Below are 17,934 nucleotides of genomic sequence, written 5' to 3' on the forward strand. Positions count from 1 at the left end.
CAGGCGAAATCGTCATCGGTTCGTTCCTTACTCGGCCCGCATGTGCTCTTCGGTGGCGGCAGCCGCACCAAGGACGCTCTTCCACAGCGCGATCTCGTCCTTGTCTCGTGCGCCGAGGTGCTGTCCCTCGAACACCTGGTGGGTCAACAGATAGACGAGCGCCTTGAGAACGGGGGCGTCATTCAAGCTACCGCCGTCGGGGGCGAACAACCTGCGGTAGCGGCTGTTAAGCCATAGCGTCTTTGCTGGGAGGTCAACGTCGAGAAACTCGCCAGCAGGCATGCGCTTCCACTTGATGTTGACGGCGTCTCCGTCGATGAATGGCAACTCGCTTCCGATTCGCTTCCGAATCGCTGGCGCGATGCCCTTGTCAGGTCTGATCGCTGGCTTGCGTCGTCGCTTGCGTTTGTTCGCGTCGGTATAGATGGACTCGGCGTCCTGGAGGAAGGTCAGGAACGTGGTGCCGTCCGAGGCTTCCGCCTTGTTGATCGCGTCGTGAAAGACGGGCTCGAATTTCAGCCCGCTCTTCTCCGGGTTCATGGTGACGAAGGGGCCTCCGGTGGCTTCGAGGACCACTCGCGCGAGCTGGCGCGCAGGTGTTGGCGTCGCGGTGTCCGACCAGCCGCCGATCTGGAGTAGGCGATCGTTGCGGTAGATGTAGAAGCCCTGGAACTGTTCTCCGCTCTTGGTGCCGATCCGGAATCCCGTCACGTCGGACTTGGCGGGCCAGATATGACAGGTGAGCTTCACCCGGCTATCGCCGACCCTCGCGACCAGATCCTTGGGATACTCGGGATGTCCGGACGTCGCATAGCCGAACGGGTCGATGGGCAGGATCGGAACGCCGGGGCCGGCGAGGGCTTCGCCGCGTTCATCGATCAGTACGTCGATCTCGAGCCGCTTGGAGGCGAGCAGTCTGTGGAACGTGACGCCGAGGTGCGATCTGAGCGCATCGTTGCGTGTGGACAGCCAGCTCCGTGCCTCATCCCGGTTGCGTCCGCGGTAAGCGTTGCGGACGTCTGTCCAGACGATCGACGTTCCCAGCTCCGAGCCGAGGACGATCTGCCTGTCGGCAGCGCGCTCAGCCGCGGCGTCGGCGGACAACACCTCGCAGGTGAAGTCCTTGGAGAAGTCTGCGCGGCGAATGCGGCGCCCTACGGGCGTTGCGCCGTAACTGGTGGACCAAACCGTCAGGACGTCGCTGTGGCCGAACGAAGCCGCCTTCAGGCCCATCCCGAAGTGTCCGAGGTCCCCGTCAGAGTAGTCGCGCTGGTGGCCGATCGTCATGGCCGCATTGGCCGCAGCTGCATCGATGCCCTTGCCGTTGTCGAGGACCTCGACCTGGGCCAGGCGATCGTTGCGGGTCAGGAGTCTGATCGAAACGCGCGATGCGCCGGCGTCGATGCTGTTGTCGACCAGGTCGGCGATCGCCGACTCCAGGGTGTGGTTGGCGCCCAGGCTCTTAACGAGTCCGGCGTCAGGGGCGAGTTTGATCCGCTCGATGACATCATTCGAGGCGATCACCATTCGACGTCCTCGAAGTCGCTCTTGTCGAAGCCGAGGACGCTGCTGTTCTCACGGACGGTCCGGGCGACGGCCTCGGAGAATCCGTCGCTGTTCTCAGCGCTGACTTCCAGCACGATGGAGATGTTCTCGGCGCCAGGCGCCAAGACGATGTGGCGGACGACTTCCTCGATGACCTCGCGCAGCTTGCCGGCAATCGCTTCGGGAGCCGTCGCTTCGACCTCGTAGCGGCCCTCGTATCGAGCGCGCTCAACCACGGAGCCATCGTCAGAGGACAACTGGGGGGTGCTGGCGGGCTGCGTGGGCGTGCTCAGTGACGGCGCTGTCGTCGCAGGCTCAGTGACTGGGGTGCTGGGTTCGGTGGCGTCCTGTTCCCGTGCTCGTTGTGCCGTGGCGACGTGAGGGGCCACGAGGTAGGTGTCGTCTGTGACTACGGCCGGACCGTCCTCGATCGGGACGGTGAGGCCGTTGAAGTCTCCGGTAGCCGAGTCGTAGTCGTCGGCCAGAGCGAACCCGGTCTGCGGCCAAACGATGTCCAGCGCGACGTCTTCGATCGCACGGATCAGGACGGTCTTGTCGCGGAGGCGCGGGAGGTAGAGGTACTTGGTGTAGTAGTCCCAGAGGTCACCGACCCGAATGCGGCCCTGGTTCCAGACACGGTGGAGCTTGGAGTCGAGGTCGTGGCGGATTGTCGCCGGCGCGATCTGTACGCGGAGCACATCCTCCTTGACAAGCTTCTTCCCCGTCCGGACGCCGAGGTGGTCGTCCTCGCCGTCGGCGCGCACGACCGAGATGCTGAACGGCTCGTTGTCGCCTCGATCACGCGGATAGAGAGCCCAGATCCAGCTGGTTCCGATCCGCTGCGATACGACCTTGTTGGTCTCGTCGACCTTCGCGCTCGCGAGGGCGACGCGCTGCTGGGTGAGGTCGAGGTGGTCCTTGTCCCTGACGACGCTGCGCCAGGCCAGATGCTGTCGGACAATCGACTCAAGTTCGGCGTACCGCTGTTCGTCTGCGACGAGGAAGACCAAGGTGTTCCGTCGCTCGCGGCTGGCGCTGCCACGGTTGGCCACGATATCGCGAGCGAACCTGATGGCGCGCGAGTCGGTGTCCTTGTTCTTGTGGGTGAACCGCGGGTGCACGTACACGAGTCGGACGGCTTCGGCCTCGGGGACATCAGACGCGTCCTCGGGGGCGACGATGGCGCCCGCGAAGTCGGCTCCAGCCTGTCCGGCTTGCCTGAGCCGGGTAATGACCTCGGCCCAAACGTCGTCTTCGTGCAGGTTCGCGGCGCGCTCGTTGACCGTGCGGTTCAGGGACGGTTGCAGGTCGTACCAGTACCGAACGCCCTCGGAGAACAGGTACGTTGCCCGGTCGCTCAACATTTGAAGCGCCGACCCGAAGTTGCCGACTGTGTCACCGGGCATCGCAACGCCGAGGAAGACGTTGTTGCGCTCGATTCCCTTGTGGGCGCTCTGTAAAGTCGCTGCGGAGCCGAGGAAGGCGGCCCGTGCAATGCGTCGGGTGAGGCCGCGTTTGCCGAACAGCGGTCGTTCCTTGTCGATCTGGAACGGAAGGCTGTCAGTTCCGTCGACGTCCGAGTCGATGACTGAACGCCATTGCACATCGACGTACTGCGTCAACTCGCCCAAAACCTGATCGGCCGCGATCGGGACGGAGCCGGGCATGATCAGAGGCGAGTCGTCCCCAGCGTCATAGAGCTCCTTGACGACACCGCTCATCAGCCGCAGAACTCCGCGTGTGCGCTGGAACCGTTCCTGGGTCGACCAGTCCTCGTACAGGCGGGCGAAGAGTTCCGGGTGGATCGGGTACGCGGAGCGGATCTTCCGCTCGTAGGCGTTCTCGGTGGTCTCCCGAGGGAACTCGCCCTGGTGCTCGCGATAGAAGGTGACGAACTTCCTCGCGGTCGCGGCCACCTGGCGAGAGGCCTGAGCGTCGGGCGGCTCGAAGAGTCGGCGGCGCACGATCTCGAACGACTCCTGCGCCGACGCGGGATGCCACTGGTGGGCCACCCGTCCGACGACATGTTCGAGCCGGCGCAGCGCTGCGCGACCTCGTTCCCCACCAGTCTCGAGATCCGAGGCGACGGACTCCAAGGTGGCCCCGTCAGGCTCACGCCGTACGTCGCTTGCCGGAATGGATACGAGAAGGAGCGCGCCGGGTGTCGCGGCGACCGCCTCGGTCAGAAGCTGGGCGAAAGTGAACTGGGTCTCGAAGCTGCCGCCCGGCAGGTCGTCGTCCCCGAGCTGCCGCGCGTAGGCGACCCACTCGTCGATGAGGATCACGCAGGGCGAGTATCGCGAGAGAAGTTCTCTCAGATGGTCGCCAGGGCTCGTGCTGTTCCTATCCGAATCGGCCACCAGGTCGAAGGCCTCCTTACCACCGAGCTGTCGGGCGATCTCGCCCCACATGGTCCGCACGGTGAGGCCGTCCCGCTGACGCGCTTGTCCGGCGGCAATCTCGTTCCCCACCAACGCGACGCGCCGGATCGTCCGGTCGCCGTCGGCAAGCCCAGCGGAGTGGAGAATCTCCTGGATCTCCTGCGGCAGCCCGGCTGCGGGCACCGACGAGAACAGGTGCCAGACCGCGAGCATCGAGTGTGTCTTGCCGCCTCCGAAGGTGGTCTGAAGGTTGATGACCGGTGCCGCGGCGGCGGCGCCAGCAACGCGGTTAGCGGCTTGGGTGAGAAGATCCTTGAGTCCTGCGGTGAGGAAGGTGCGGCGGAAGAACTCGACTGGGTCGGAGTACTCCGCCGAGGTGGTTCCTGTCTCGTGCGCCACCGAGTGAAGGTTGGCTGCGAACTCAGACTCCTTGAAGCGTCCGCTGAGGATGTCGGGGTGGGGTAGGAGCACCTCGCGCCACGGTGTCAGCGCGACGTCGCCAAGCCCGGAAATCGAGGTGCTCTCGCGGACGTCTCGCCTTGTCTCGGCCTCGATCTGGGCTCGCTGGAGGTCCGTTCGGTCAGCCTTGATCCGGTCGGCAGCCGCCGGCTGATCCGCCGCTCGCAACAACCGCTCGGCCGTGTCCAACGCTCGATAGGTGTCGTCGAAGTTGAACGGAGCGCCGTGCGCCGCACGGTTGCGAATGTCGCGAAGCTCGCCAGCCAGGTTCTGCTCAGCTCGCGAAAGCGCGGAGGAGAACGGGAAGCCGAGAGCGCCCAGGCGCTCGGTCATAACTCGGAGTTGCAGCGATAGGTCGGTCTGGGCGTACAGGAATCCGGCCTTGTCGTTCTCCTTTTGCTCGTCGAGCACGCGAAGGATCGCAGGCCACTCCGCGCCGACGGGCACGTGAGGCGCGAGCTGACGCGCGACGAAGGGGCCGAGTGCCTCAGCGGTGATCTCAAGAGCGCGCGTGACGCGCTCGCGGTTGCTCATAGCCACCCGATGCCTCCTCAGTCGCCCAATTCTTCGTCAAGAACGAGCATGGCCTGCTCCGTCGCCTTGGGTGCGGCACTTGCGTGAGCCTTGGCAGCCGAAGTGACCTCGGGCCAGGACGTCACGAGTGCGTTGAACATGCCGGCGACCTGGACCATCGACCGCTTCTCGGCGAGGGAGAACACTAGATAGGCCAGCTCCTTCACCGCCTCCACTTCGACCCGCGTCGACGCACCGTCGAGGATCCGGCCCCCCTCGGCGAGACCGCTCTCATCAAGCGCCTTCACCATGTGCATGGCCACCTCCCAGAGCGTGATGTGCTCGTCGCGCTCGGGACGGTACGAGTTGGGGAGTTCGGCCGTCGTCAACAGGCGCACTTCACCCGCCTTGGAGTACACCGCTCCCGAACGGTCGAGGCCCTTGACGGACGTGTTGTAAGCACCCGCAAGCGTCTCAGCCTCGCCGTATCCCGCCTTGTCGAACCCGTGCGTCGCGAACCACTTCACACACCAGCGCGTGTCTGTGTCGAAGTCGCCCTCCTGGTCCGACAAGACCTCTGCCAGGATCGCGTTGATCAGCTGCAACGCCTCGCGGACCGTTACGTTCCTACCGTTCGGCTCCACGACGCGGCTGTACCTGGAGAACACCGCCATTCCTGGGCCGATCGCCGCCTGTGCTAAGTCAACGGGCGCGATTGCTCCCTGCTGGAGTTCCCTCAGCTTCCCGGGGAGTTCCTCTCGCAGCATATCGATGTATTCGCGTCGGTCTGTAATCGGAGCATCCGACTCGCGGGGACGGAGCGATAGGACAATTGACGTTGCGAGAGCATTCGAGCCGATGCTGCGGAGTCGATTGGCCATCTCGGAGCGGATTGGCCAAGTCGATGTGATCTCCCATCCGGACTGGATCATCGCCTCCAGCAGAGTTTCCCAGCCCGTCGATGCCTCGCCGTCTGACGTGGACTCGCTCTGCTTGAACGCGTAATAGACGGTGATCGGATACATTGGCGAGGCAGACTGTCGTGCCAACGCGAACACATTGCGGAACCCGTCTTCGAAGAATCGGCGTGCGCCTGACATGCCGCTGTGCCGCGATGGTTCTGCGACTAACTCCCTCAGCCTTCGGCACAAGCATTGTTGCGAAGAGGCTTGGGTGAATCGCGCGAAGCGATTTTCGGAGCCAAACGTAGAAGAGGTCGCTGAGCGCTGCGTATCCGACGTTGCTGTAGTAGGGCGGGTCCGTCGAGATCACGACATCCGCGTAAGACCGCGAAGCGGCATCGGCCTGCGTAGCGACGCCTGGCTCACCCTTCGGCAAACTGGCGAGCGCGCGCTCGACCCAAACGATGCTTGAAGCGATGTCTGCTCCAGCATTACCAAAGGGGTTGGACTCCACAAAGTCTGAGGCCATCTGCAGTTTCGGCCCGGCGAAGGCGCTGCGCTCATATTCTTTGGCAGGCCCGTTATCCCATGTGGTCAATCGCGAGTGACGGTCCACGAAGCGTGACATCCCGATCGCCAGATACGTCGCGACGGCATCGGCATACGCCTCGGCGCCGATGCCACCGTCGGCGAGCCTGTCGCCCGCGTCCACGTCTGACCCGCGTGCATCAGCGAGCACCTCCTCGCGCGCAGCAACAACCAAGTCACTGAATGTCGAGAGCGCAACAAGTTGGCGGTTTGTGAATAGCTGAGACCATTCCGTGTAGCCGTATCCCTGGACGCGAAAGCCCAAAGCCGATTCGGGTAGCGTCCCGGTGGGAAGCGCCGTGGGCGGTGCGACCACTGCCGACATCTCTTGAACCTCGTCCGGCGTGACGTAGATCCGCCCGCGATCGCCTTCGGCCACAACCGCCATGAGCTGAGCCCCGAGCCGTCCGGCTTTGCCTTCTGCTCGGATGTATGCGGCAGGAGCCACAGCGTCACATGCGACGCAACGACCGTTGCCGCCTGACGATGTGCCGTCTCGGTCTTTCGCTGTCGCGCCTGCCGAGCCGTGTCCGACCGAAAACTCCACACGCTTGCCGCTCGGCGTCTCAGGGTCGGCGACGACCGTCGGTACGACGTACGCTTCCTTCCCTTTCTTCTTCCCTAGCCACCACGATCGAGCAAGTGGCATCTCGATCCCGCAGGCGGGATTCGGACATGTGACGGATCGCGCCCAGATCCACGCGATGACCGTGGCCTTTGTTTGGTCCGGCAGCGTCACCTTTGGATAGACATGGCCGATGCGCTTCTGCGCCTCGTCGCGCATCCATCTACCGTATGCACGTACATCCGCAGCGAGGCCCTCAGCGAGGCTCCACTGACGGATTTCAGACTCCGCTAGGCCGGGAAACACCGGCGGACGGTCTCGGAACCTGGGAGGAATCTCGATGAGCGCCTTGTTGATCAACACCGCGACCGGGTTCAGGTCTGAGGCCTGGGCCCGAAGCCCCAGTCTCTGAGCTTCAAGCGGGATCGTCCCGCCACCAGCAAACGGGTCGAGAATCGGCGGCGGATTACCGCCAGTGGACTTCAGAATTTCGGCGAGCGCGTCGGCGAAGACCGTCTCGTCTCGGATGTTGTCCCAGTCGACCAGCCGCTCAATAAGCCCGTGCAAACGCTCGCGCTCGCGCCGTTGGTCGGCCTCAGTCGGGAACTCATCTGGCCGGGCGCTCGGATCGTCGACCAACTGCGCGAAGAGCACGGCTCGGGCCGCAGTCAAGGGACGGCGCGCCCACCACAGATGCAGCGTCGACGGATGACCATGCCGGATGGATTTTTCGCGCGTCGCCTGCTTGTTGATCGCCTCTAGCGGCAGCGACACCTCGATGAGCTTGCGCTTCAACCTGTTCCTTCGACTCGACCCCAACGCGGAGCCGACCGCCCCACAACACATACGTACCAGGGGGAGTCCACAGAACCCGTTATGAGCTGGCTTGCCCCGATCGGACAGCCGCCACGACGCGATCTGCTGCGCACCCCGGGTCTTCATGCTCCCAGATCCGGACCACCTTCCACCCGAGTTCGGCAAGATGCATGTCAGTTTCGCGGTCGCGCTCGACGTTGCGAGCCAGCTTCGTCGCCCACCAAGCGGCGTTGCTCTTCGGCTCGGTCTTGTGCTCGGGACAGGAGTGCCAGAAGCACCCGTCTACGAATACAGCGACCTTCTGTCGCGGGAACAGGATGTCCGCTCGCCTGCGATGGAGGCCGGGCAGGACGGCATCGACGCGATACCGCAGGCCCCGCGCATGTAAGAGCCGGCGCAGAGCCCATTCCCCGGCCGTGTCCCGCGTGCGCTGACGCGACATCCGAAGTGACGTCCGGCGATCCGTGCTCGTCCCCACCGGTTCACGACTCCTCGAAGATGGAGAGCAACCCGCTCCACTTGCCCAGGTCCGGCGCGGGAATGCTGAAGGCAGCGTACGGGCAGTCCTCGGCGAGACACTGTCCGCCGGCGAAGAGCTGAACGCCGCCCAGGACCAGCTCGTCCGCCAGACCCGTCGGCCGAAGGATTCGTAATACGGGCCCCTCAACGGAGGCAGCCGTGATTACCTGCTCGTCACGAGTGAGGAACACGTGTGCGCCGGCCGCCTGGGCCTCGAGCAGCAAGTCGCGGTCAGCCCCGTCCGGGATGCCGGTGACTGATCCGAGCGCCGGCAGCGAGCCCTCCGAGGGCGCCGGCACACTCCAGTCCCCGCACTGAAATGCCAAGCTCTGCGCCAACGCGTCGACCGCCGGCCCACGAGTGGCGAGGAACCGCTCGGAGAGTCGTTTCGCGTCGGTACGCGACCTCGGCGTCACGATGAACCGAATGTCACGGAGCATCCAGATGTCAACGATGGCGCCGAGCGCGAGCAACTCCCCTTTGTAGTCTTCCGGGACCTCGAGGTCCGCGGCGTTGATGAGTTCGGCACCGTGTTGCTGCAGGTCGATCAGCACGTTCGAGTCGAGCGCGACGACCAGCGGCCCGTGATAGCCCGGAGGCAGCAGAGCGGGAACCGCATCATGGCAGAAACCGATACCGCCGTCGGCCGTCACCTCGTGCAACACACTTCGAGCCTACGAGTCCGTCGCAGGTTGCGAGTATGGTGTCGCCGGCGAGTCTCACCGAGCTACCGCATAAATGTCGTGCGGGCCGGCTAAAGTTCAGTGCCATGGTGGAGCCTCGGTCGTTTTCGTGCCCCCAGATTCGCGTACTTGATCTCTTTTGTGGCGCTGGCGGCCTGAGCGCGGGCTTCGGAGCAGAGTCGGCTCGGTTCAATACCCTGAGGGCCATCGAGCACGACCAGGCGGCTGCCGCCACATACGCGGAGAACCACGATCCGGAGACCGTGTTCGCGGGCGGCATCGAGGACTGGCTCAAGGAGGAGGAGATCCCCGGGGCGGATCTCGTCATCGGTGGACCTCCGTGCCAGGGCTTCTCTGCGCTCGGCAAGCAGGAGCAACTCGATGAGCGCAACCAACTCTGGCTCCGGTACGCCGAGACGATCCGCAAGGCCAAGCCGAAGTACTTCGTGCTCGAGAACGTGCCCCAGTTTCTGACGTCGGTGCAGTTGGTTCGGTTCAAGCGCCAGTGCCGGCCGAGTCAGCGGCTCGGTGCTTACACGTTCCAGGCGAAGATCCTCAACGCTGCCGACTACGGCGCTGCCCAGGTCCGCAAGCGCGTCATCCTGATCGGCCACCACCGTGACCTGCCCTTTCCGGGATTCCCGCCAACCACACACGCCAAGGTCGCGGACGACACTCACGTCGCGTGGCTTACGCTCGGCGACGTTCTCAACGGTCTCCGGCGCGCCGTGACCGACATCCATCTGCCGAGTCGAGTCATCGAGGTCGACGGCACCTTGCTCCCCGGAGCGTTCAAGACGAGCGAACTTCACCTGACTCGACACTACGAGCAGCTCTCCATCGACCGCTTCCGCCACATCCCCGCTGACGGCAACCGCTTCGACATCCCGGAGAACTTGCTGTCGGACTGCTGGAGGAAGCACAACAACGGCAGCGGCGACGTGATGGGCCGGCTCAACTTCCAGAAGCCTTCGGTGACCATCCGGACCGAGTTCTTCAAGCCGGAGAAGGGGCGATACCTGCACCCGACCGAACACCGGGCGCTCACCCACCACGAGGCTGCGCGGATCCAGGGCTTTCCCGACGACTACAAGTGGGTCGGTTCGAAGGTCGCCATCGCCCGCCAGATCGGCAACGCCGTCCCGATCCCGCTCGCGAAGGCGATTGGTGCCCATCTCGCCAGACTCCTCTGAGAAGTTGACCAGGTGGGACTCACCGAAAGTCAGGTCAAGATCGAGTCGAAGTTCAGAGAACAGCGACGGTTCCTTCCGACCATCGAGCGGACCCGATTCGCGATGTAGCTCGCCGGCTCCTTCTTGGGGAGACACCGTGACCAAGGTCTCGCCGCGTCGATGCGCAAATACCGCCTCTACAGACCGACGCCGACACCTCGCTGATGTAGCCATTTCGCAGGGTCTACGGCCGCATAGGTGTCGCCAGGCTGAATCCCTGCCGGATAGGTCTCAAAGTGGAGATGAGGACCGAAGCTCCTGCCGGTGACTCCGATCGCGCCGACGCGCTCGCCAGTCATGACAGACTGTCCCACCACGGCATTCGTGGCTGACATGTGGGCGTACAGAGTGCGCGTGCCGTCGGCGTGCTTGATGGTCACGTAGTCACCAGCCCACGATCCGGCAGCGCCGCTGTACCCGGCATGGGTGATCGTCCCAGCCAACGCAGCACGGACGGGTGTGCCGATCGGGGCAGCGAAGTCAAGGCCGGTGTGGTAGCGGGCCCAGGAGCCGACTTCGCCGAAGGTGGCGGTGATTGTGTAGTGCTCGACGGGTGTCACTGCCTTGCCGCTAATGATCTTGGGCGGCGGTCCGCTCGGTTTAGCTGCGTTGCCGTAGGTGGTGACTTGAACATGGTCCATGTGGTTGGCGGTCGGGCTGCCGCGATCCGGCATCAAGCGCCAGCCTTCGCTTGCACGTTGGATGTTCCAGATGTGTTGCCGATAGATGATGTATTGCACGCCGAGTTCGGCGTGGTGGGCTTTGACCCACTTGGCGATCTTGGTTCCGTAGGCGACGGCTTCCGGACTGTTGAAGTCGCGGTAAGCGGAGCTGATCATGATGTCCACGGCTCGGCCGGATGGATGGTCCGGATACTGGTCGTGCGCTCGGTAGCCGTAGAACGTCATGATCTTTGGGAACTGCTGTTTGATGCACCGCAGAACCAGCAAGGTGTCCGGCTTGAGGCGTGCTTCCGCTGGTGATCCGGATGGCGGACACCCGGTCGGGTGCGTTCCATCACCGCAGGGATCCGTCGGCTGGACACCTACTGCGTCGGCGATCAAGCTGTTGGATGAGCCTCCGTCGAAGGCGGTGACGAATTCTCGCGCGACGGGGATGTCATCGGCGACTGCATCGGGGAACGCCGAGTGCTGGACCTGATCGGCGGCGTCGATGATGTCGATGTGGGCCCAGTCGGGAACGTCCGCCAGGCCGGGGATGTGGTAGCCGGTCCGACCTGCCGGCCGGGTTCCGGCGGTGATGGCTTGGGCGTACTGCTCGGCAGTGACGGTGTGTCCCAGAAGAAAGCTGCTGGCACCGTAGGCGGGATCGGTGACCTGAGCCAGGCTGCCGTACCAGCCAGGGATGGTGCGTTGCTGGAATGGTCCGGCATCACCGTCGGCGTTCGGTCGATTGATCGTGGGGTTGGCTCCAAGGGTGCTTTCTTGCGAAGCGACGGCGATAGCGATCACCGCAGCCTGATCGGCGGGTCCGCGGAGACGCGAGCTGAGCTTGTGAGCTTGGAGCCAGATGATCTTGGCCAGCCGCACTTGGCCATCGGTCAGCCCCGGCATGTCTGGGATCGGACCGGGGATGATCGGCTGGGAGATGCCATCCCCGTCGCAGATAGTCGGCGTGACGTTGCGCGCGGTCAGGAAGCCGGCAAAGGGCAGGAACACGACGATCGCGATTGCCACCGAACCGAGCACGATCAGTCGGCGCATGTCAGCGTGCTCCCGGCCTGACGCTGGTCACGACCCAGCCAGCTGCACGGGTGGGGTCCGGCACCAGGTCGAGCGCGATCGCCGAGCCGTCGGATAGTTGCTGGGCGACGGTGACCGTTTCGTGGGTCTCCGCGACTGCGCGCGGTTCGCCGACCGGTCGTCCGTCCGGGATCTTGGCGGGATCGGTTCGAGCCAGCAGGGTCGCGAGCCGAGGTGTGGCCACCGATCGGAGCCGTACGCTTCTGGTCCGGGAATGATCAAGGAACGCTTGGACGAACTGCTGCGTGGTGGTTTCCCAGTCTGGCGCCGGGTCGGTCGACACAACCACGGGCGATGGCTGGGTGTGCTGCTTAGTGCGTGGCGCACTGACCCCAAACCCCGGTCCCCGGGGCTGCGGGGCGGATGAGCCGAGGTGGAAGGCGACGTGGGCGACCAGCACCGCAACCAGCAGCGCTCCCAGGCTCCGTACGATCCATTTCATCAGCCCATAACCTTTGTTCGAGGTTTGACTGATGATCTAAGCTACAGAACAGATTGGGTTACGTCTACCGTTCTCTGGGACCGAGTTGGTCGAGGCCGTAGCCGCCCGGATAGACGCTGCCGGCCGCCTGTCCGGGCGTGAACCAGCCTTCCGCGGTCGGCGGCTGTCGGCGTTGGATGATCCTGCGCAGGGCCCCGGCACCGTTGACCACGGCCAGCGATGCGCGGTTCGGGATGGGCAGGCATAGTGCTCGGGAGACGGCAGGATCGCCGACCAGGGCGCTGGTCAGCTGGGCAGCCATCGGCCGCAGCGGCTTCGGCAGACGGTCGCGAAGCGCATCGAGCGCGGCGCGGGTCAGCACCGCCCCGGCCGTGCTCGCGGCAAAGTGCTCCGGCTCGTACTGTTCAACGAGCAGGACAGCCTCGTCGTAGGAGCCGGGTCGGACGCCAATGCTCATTCGCTCGCCCAGTTCGTCCCAGAATCGCCAGGTCGCGTAACGCTCGGCCTCGGTGACCGTTCGCCAGCCGTACCGATCCATAAACCGGGTCGGCACGACCATGAGCGCCGACAGCAGGTAGGTCATGTCCTCGTCATGGATATCCGGGCGATCATGAAGCCTGTTCATCAGGCGCACCATGCGACGTCCGCGATCGGAGTCGACGCCGCCGTAGATGATCTCGTGTATGACAAGGCCGGTGTCGTAGGCACGTCTGGTGGTGTCGAATTGCATGTGACCGGTGCTGCGCAGAAGTTCGGCCATCCTGGGCACGGCGAGCGGTCGGTAGAAGGCCAGCTGGAACCCGAAGCGTGCTTCGGCGGGCAGCTCCCACAAGATCAGCCGCTGGTAGATCTCGTGCCAGTCGCGTTCGGGATCGAGCGCTGCCAGTTCGGCCGTACGACGCCGTCGCTCCTCATGCAGCGACACGATGCAACCTCTCGAATGCGGCCGCGAGCAAGATTAGTTGATCAACCTCGGCATCGCGCGAATCAGAATGATCAAGAAGTTCCGCGGCGCGGACGCCACTCCCGGCCGCGGACTCGGCAATGAGACAACCCGCGATGGCATCGACGCCACCGACGCCGGGCGGGACCTGTCCGGCCGGAGCGATACGGAGGGCGTCAAGGGTTTCGATGATCATCCGCTCGACATGGAACTGCAGCCGCGTCAGCGGGCCGCCAGACGGCTGGAGATCCAAGTGAACCTGCGGATACCGCCCAACGAGTTCCGTCCACAGTGGACGAAGCGCCCGCCAGCGCCGACCGGTCACCCACAGCGCGGCCAGATACGGCACGACCAGCAAGCAGATCACGCCGACGGCGACAAGGCCGGCTGCTCCCGGCATGAGCCGATCACCCACCGCATTGAGGGCCGTGCCATCGGCGCCCGATGCCGCCATCACCAAGGACACCGACCACAGGATCAGTACCGCCAATCCGACCATCGCCCCGCTGCCGGTTAGAAGCAGACTCACTTCCCTGCCGGGATCTGCGTGCCGGGCGGTCCGCCACCGCTGGCGGCAGGTTCGCGCGGTCATCGCCAAACCCGTGCCGAGAAATGACCAGAAGACCAGACAGTAGACGGCGGCCGACGCCGACGGGCTTTCCAAGAGATCATCAAGCTCGCGCGTGCGAAAGGATCCCGCCGACCATGAGATCACCAAGGTCAGCAACACCGCGATGGTGATCATCGCGTAGCCGGTCAGCGCACGCGTCGGAACGTCCTTTCCGCGCAAGGCGTGGAGATAGACCAGCAGGAAGCCAATGCCGACGTTGATCACCAGGCGGGACAGCAGGCCGGCCAGGGCACGCACGCCGAGGTAGTGATCAACCGGTGTGCGGAATTCGTACAACGTCAAGGCGATGGCCACCGTGACCATGACGGAGGTGAAAGAGAACCGCCACAACGTTCGCGGCCGCGACGCCGAGATCGCGATCCGGTAGCCGGCTGCGAGCCAGGTGATCACGACCGCGACGGTAAGCATCAGCGCAGCCGATCCGATACAGCGTCACGCATCATCCGCAGCCGTTCGGCCCGATAGGCGAGCTTTGTTGCCAACAGTGTTCCAAGCGCCTCCGCTTCGGCTTCAAGATCATCGGCGTAACTGAACCTGGCGAGGAACCTCTTTGCAATCGCCGGGTCCACATGCGGAGCCACCAGCCTGACAAGCTCGTCCAGATCATCATCGGAGCCCAGCGGCATGTGGCCCAGCAGCATGTGCGCCAACTCGTGGCAGATGATCGCCGTTCGCTGCGCAGCTCCGATGCGCTTGGGCACAACAATCCAGTCATGACGTTGGGTGGCGATCCAGAAGCCGCTTGGCTCGTACGGACCAAGATCTTCGGTAAACAGCCGAATGGTCCGATGGCGCTCGATCGAAACAGAGCGGATCAGATCGTCGACTAGACCTTCCGGATCACAGGATGAGGTGACAGGTGGTCGCCTCTGGTTGCGCTTTCGGGTTTGAGGTTAGCGGAGTGGGTGTTGATCAAGGACTTGGCGGGGTGTTCGGCCGTGCATGTAGTCGCTGTGGTTGGGGCGGTGTTGGTTGTAGTCGTCGATCCAGTGCTGGAGTGCGTGGTCCAGGTCGTCGACGCGGTCGATCCGGGCCCGGTGGAACATCGGCCGGTAGAACTCGTGCAGTGCGGTGCCTTGGAAGCGTTCGCAGACTGCATTGTGGTTCGGCGATCGGGGCGGGATCCGGTGATGAGCGATGTCGATCTCGGTCAGATGGGTGGTGAACGCCCGGCCGGTGAACTCCGGGCCGTTGTCGGTGGTCACGCCGGTCAGGGTGATATCGAGCCGGGCGAGTTCGGCGGCGACGTGGTCAACGAAGCTGGCAGCCTGCTCGGCGGTCTTGTCTCCCACGATCAGGCTGACCACCGCCCACCGGGTGCAGACGTCAATCGCGGTGAGCTGCCAGATCGCGCCGACACCCTTCAGTTTGCCGACGTAGAAGGAATCCAGGGCGACCTCGCGTCCTGGAAGCGGGCTGTAGTGGCAGAACCCGAATGGGCCCTCGGCAGCGGCATCGGTCACCACGCCGGTGGTTGCGGCAGTGATCGAGGCCAACGCGGCGATCCGGTCTTGACGGTGTCCGAGGTGGTGGTTGCGGAGGATCTTTTGAACTCCGGACGCCGATCGACGCACTCCGATCCGGGCCAGGTGACGCAGCAGCTGGCGGGCACCCAGGGTCGGCTGGCAGACCGCGATCGCCAGGATCTTCGACACTTCCTCCGGGCTCATCGCGTTCGGCATCACCGGTGGCCGGCGGCTCTTCGGCATCAACGATGCCGACCCGTACTGCTGGGCGCGGCGGACCCATCGGTAGTAGGACTGTCGAGACACACCGAACGTGCGGCAGGCCTCGGTGACACCGACCTTGGCCGCATGGGCAATCAGAGCAGCACGACGATCATGGATGATGGAATCAGGGGTCACGGGATGGTCTCCTTCGGTCACAGGAAGCAACCAAAGGTTCCCACCCGTGACCCCGCCCTCACCGGAGCGGTGTCACCTCATCCCGTAAACCGGAAGGACTAGACCAGTTGCCGGCAGCAGACCGTCGGTCCGCGCGGCCGCGGACCTGACACGTCGTGCTGTTCTAGCTCTCTGCCTCTTCGTGGTCATCAAGACCCTCGATCCGACGGAGTCGGTCCATGATCGCTTCCAGGTTGTCCAGGCTCTCCGGGCTCAGGCCTTGCGCCCTCCGCATCAGCCCTTTGGCCCGGGCATCCTTCATTGCCGCCAATGCGCCCAGCTCGGCAGTGACGCGTTCCTCCAGCTCTGGGTTGAAGAAGTACCCGATGGGCACTCCGAACAGATCGGCAATTGCGGCCAGCAATCGGGCCGACGGGTTGTTGCGACGTCCGGATCGCAGGTGGGAGATGTGGACGCCGGAAACCGTGATGCCGCGGTCGCTGAGCGCCTTCGCAGCGGTGTCGTTGGAATACAGCCCGTTGCGGCCGGGGCCAGGCACGGTGGCGAACAGGTGATTCAACTTGTCCGCCAAACCAGGGATGCCGTCCTCAGCCACAACCTGTCCTCTTCAGCCCACCGGATTGTTTGCAACTCGACCAGCATCCCACATCTGGCACCTCCAGCACAGACCCGGCAGGCGTCAGCCAACTTCAGAACAGTCAGCTGGCGATCGTGTCCCGGGAGGTAACTCTGGTTGCACAACTTCCGCATGGACTCTAGCGAATTCTGATAACCGTAGTTATGCTCCAAGGGTGATGCATGCGATCTCGGGACCCGAAGGAGCCGGCGCCGGGTACGGAGCCCGCCCGGTGTCGGTCGATCTCACCCGGAACCAGCGACTCATCGAAGTTGCGGACGGGATCGACGCGACATTCGTACGCCTACCGGCGCGGCGACACTCGTACACGCAGGTCGAGCAGCAACTCGCTCTGGCGCATTGGCCTGCCGATCACCGGATCTTCGTCTGCAGCCTGGCCGGCGGCACCGGTCGTACGACTCTTGCCGGTTTGATCGCCCTGACCCTCGCCGGTCTTCCGTACGCCCATTTGCACCGACCGGTCGCCCTCGCCGAACTCGAACCCTTCCCGCTCACCCGCGCCGGACGTCGCTGGGGTGTGCCGCAAGGCCGCGACCACATTGCCGTCACCCGGGCCGGCGGACGCGTACGCATCCCCACCGATCTTGATCACCTAGGCGACGGGCGACCGCTCGTGATCGTCGACTCACCGGCCGGAATCGTCACCACGGCGGAGATCGCTGCCAACAATCCCACCAGTTCGGTCGTGCTCCTGACACGCCCGGATCGGCTCAGCCTGGGTGACACAGCCGATGCCCTCGTGTGGCTAGCGGCCGATCGCGGCATTGTCAGGGAGCGGATCGCTGTGGTGATCAATTCGGGTGTCGGCAGACCTGACCGCGCCAGCAGGCCAGCCGCAACGGCGTTGGCGATCCGCTGTGGCTCTGTCCACAGATTGCCTGCGCACATGTCGCTCGGCCCCGGAGCCGTCTTACCGTCCGGACATCGGGTTCCCCGCCCGGTCCGCAACTCCCTCATCCAGTTGTGCGCCGACCTGCACCGCTCCATCCCCCCAGCGGTGAACGCCGGCGCACCGTGGAAGGAAGAATCAGATGCAGAATCAGACACGTAGGGTTTCGGCTCTGACCGCCAGCACGATGACGGCCGTCGCTTTCGCCGCAGTTCCCACCGCCGCTTGGGCGGCACCGCCGAACGGAGGCAAGGATGTTGTCAACGGACCCGACATCGCCGAGGGCGCACAGAACGCGCCGGGCAGCCAAGCCATCCAGGACCTCATCAACACCATCGGCTTCTATGCGATCATCGCCTGCCTGATCGGGCTGCTGCTCTCCGGGCTGATTCTCGCGATGGGTCCCCGTCTCGGCTTCACCCAGGCCAGCACCGTCGGCAAGGTCGGCATCTTCGCCTCCCTCGGTGTGGCGTTCCTGGTCGGCATCTCGGCGACCTTGATCAACTTCTTCTACAACGCCGGAGCCTGACTCCCCCGCAGGTACGGGACGCAAGGAGGCGC

16 protein-coding genes are annotated in these 17,934 nt (G+C 64.4%); 3 read left to right on the plus strand and 13 right to left on the minus strand.

The genetic code is table 11. The features are described from left to right. Positions 1-27 precede the first annotated feature (27 nt). The 6 genes from GJV80_RS18440 to GJV80_RS18460 form a co-directional block, all read right to left on the minus strand. Positions 28-1,527 carry an ATP-binding protein gene (locus GJV80_RS18440; RefSeq protein ID WP_154689143.1) on the minus strand — a complete coding sequence of 500 codons (1,500 nt, stop codon included), beginning with the start codon at positions 1,525-1,527 and terminating at the stop codon, positions 28-30. Further along, a complete protein-coding gene (locus GJV80_RS18445; RefSeq protein ID WP_154690370.1) occupies positions 1,521-4,919 on the minus strand; it encodes a Swt1 family HEPN domain-containing protein in 3,399 nt (1,132 codons plus the stop codon). Before GJV80_RS18445 ends, GJV80_RS18440 begins: the two co-directional genes overlap by 7 nt. A gap of 17 nt (positions 4,920-4,936) precedes the next feature. Next, complete coding sequence (locus GJV80_RS24260; RefSeq protein ID WP_230207836.1) at positions 4,937-5,542, minus strand: hypothetical protein; 606 nt, start codon at positions 5,540-5,542, stop codon at positions 4,937-4,939. Between the two features lie 58 nt (positions 5,543-5,600). Next, complete coding sequence (locus GJV80_RS18450; protein WP_230207837.1) at positions 5,601-7,748, minus strand: DUF1156 domain-containing protein; 2,148 nt, start codon at positions 7,746-7,748, stop codon at positions 5,601-5,603. 79 nt (positions 7,749-7,827) lie between these two features. Continuing rightward, complete coding sequence (locus GJV80_RS18455; protein ID WP_255455490.1) at positions 7,828-8,247, minus strand: very short patch repair endonuclease; 420 nt, start codon at positions 8,245-8,247, stop codon at positions 7,828-7,830. A gap of 4 nt (positions 8,248-8,251) precedes the next feature. Beyond that, on the minus strand, positions 8,252-8,941 hold the full coding sequence (locus GJV80_RS18460; RefSeq protein ID WP_154689145.1) for a hypothetical protein: 690 nt from the start codon (positions 8,939-8,941) through the stop codon (positions 8,252-8,254). Between the two features lie 116 nt (positions 8,942-9,057). On the opposite strand from GJV80_RS18460, the gene GJV80_RS18465 reads away from it, so the two are divergent. Next, positions 9,058-10,164 (plus strand): DNA cytosine methyltransferase, encoded by a 1,107-nt coding sequence (locus tag GJV80_RS18465; protein ID WP_154689146.1) that lies wholly within the window; start codon positions 9,058-9,060, stop codon positions 10,162-10,164. A 176-nt stretch (positions 10,165-10,340) separates the two neighbouring features. Here GJV80_RS18465 and GJV80_RS18470 read toward each other — a convergent pair whose 3' ends face one another. From GJV80_RS18470 to GJV80_RS18500, 7 genes are all read right to left on the minus strand, one after another. Further along, a complete protein-coding gene (locus tag GJV80_RS18470) occupies positions 10,341-11,927 on the minus strand; it encodes a M23 family metallopeptidase (protein ID WP_154689147.1) in 1,587 nt (528 codons plus the stop codon). Position 11,928: 1 nt separating this feature from the next. Further along, positions 11,929-12,408 carry a hypothetical protein gene (locus GJV80_RS18475; RefSeq protein ID WP_154689148.1) on the minus strand — a complete coding sequence of 160 codons (480 nt, stop codon included), beginning with the start codon at positions 12,406-12,408 and terminating at the stop codon, positions 11,929-11,931. A 64-nt stretch (positions 12,409-12,472) separates the two neighbouring features. Next, positions 12,473-13,333 carry a DUF2236 domain-containing protein gene (locus tag GJV80_RS18480; protein ID WP_154689149.1) on the minus strand — a complete coding sequence of 287 codons (861 nt, stop codon included), beginning with the start codon at positions 13,331-13,333 and terminating at the stop codon, positions 12,473-12,475. Then, positions 13,320-14,390, minus strand: coding sequence for a DUF6545 domain-containing protein (locus GJV80_RS18485; RefSeq protein ID WP_154689150.1), 1,071 nt, complete (start codon positions 14,388-14,390; stop codon positions 13,320-13,322). Before GJV80_RS18485 ends, GJV80_RS18480 begins: the two co-directional genes overlap by 14 nt. After that, positions 14,390-14,683, minus strand: coding sequence for a hypothetical protein (locus GJV80_RS18490; RefSeq protein ID WP_154689151.1), 294 nt, complete (start codon positions 14,681-14,683; stop codon positions 14,390-14,392). The genes GJV80_RS18485 and GJV80_RS18490 overlap by 1 nt, the downstream gene beginning before the upstream one ends. A gap of 192 nt (positions 14,684-14,875) precedes the next feature. Beyond that, positions 14,876-15,847 carry an integrase core domain-containing protein gene (locus tag GJV80_RS18495; protein WP_195909011.1) on the minus strand — a complete coding sequence of 324 codons (972 nt, stop codon included), beginning with the start codon at positions 15,845-15,847 and terminating at the stop codon, positions 14,876-14,878. Between the two features lie 163 nt (positions 15,848-16,010). Continuing rightward, positions 16,011-16,442 carry a helix-turn-helix domain-containing protein gene (locus tag GJV80_RS18500; RefSeq protein ID WP_154689152.1) on the minus strand — a complete coding sequence of 144 codons (432 nt, stop codon included), beginning with the start codon at positions 16,440-16,442 and terminating at the stop codon, positions 16,011-16,013. A gap of 196 nt (positions 16,443-16,638) precedes the next feature. On the opposite strand from GJV80_RS18500, the gene GJV80_RS18505 reads away from it, so the two are divergent. Then, on the plus strand, positions 16,639-17,535 hold the full coding sequence (locus tag GJV80_RS18505; protein ID WP_154689153.1) for a hypothetical protein: 897 nt from the start codon (positions 16,639-16,641) through the stop codon (positions 17,533-17,535). Positions 17,536-17,560: 25 nt separating this feature from the next. Then, positions 17,561-17,902, plus strand: coding sequence for a DUF6112 family protein (locus GJV80_RS18510; protein ID WP_154689154.1), 342 nt, complete (start codon positions 17,561-17,563; stop codon positions 17,900-17,902). Positions 17,903-17,934: the final 32 nt, after the last annotated feature.

Source organism: Microlunatus sp. Gsoil 973 (genome assembly GCF_009707365.1).
Lineage (GTDB): Bacteria > Actinomycetota > Actinomycetes > Propionibacteriales > Propionibacteriaceae > Microlunatus.

What these genes read in the sequence shown, in the direction of transcription:
- GJV80_RS18470 (WP_154689147.1), bottom strand. Translation starts at nt 11,927, where the DNA reads ATGCGCCGACTGATCGTGCTCGGTTCGGTGGCAATCGCGATCGTCGTG.
- GJV80_RS18485 (WP_154689150.1), bottom strand. Translation starts at nt 14,390, where the DNA reads ATGCTTACCGTCGCGGTCGTGATCACCTGGCTCGCAGCCGGCTACCGG.
- GJV80_RS18475 (WP_154689148.1), bottom strand. Translation starts at nt 12,408, where the DNA reads ATGAAATGGATCGTACGGAGCCTGGGAGCGCTGCTGGTTGCGGTGCTG.
- GJV80_RS18445 (WP_154690370.1), bottom strand. Translation starts at nt 4,919, where the DNA reads ATGAGCAACCGCGAGCGCGTCACGCGCGCTCTTGAGATCACCGCTGAG.
- GJV80_RS18440 (WP_154689143.1), bottom strand. Translation starts at nt 1,527, where the DNA reads ATGGTGATCGCCTCGAATGATGTCATCGAGCGGATCAAACTCGCCCCT.
- GJV80_RS18510 (WP_154689154.1), top strand. Translation starts at nt 17,561, where the DNA reads ATGACGGCCGTCGCTTTCGCCGCAGTTCCCACCGCCGCTTGGGCGGCA.
- GJV80_RS18465 (WP_154689146.1), top strand. Translation starts at nt 9,058, where the DNA reads ATGGTGGAGCCTCGGTCGTTTTCGTGCCCCCAGATTCGCGTACTTGAT.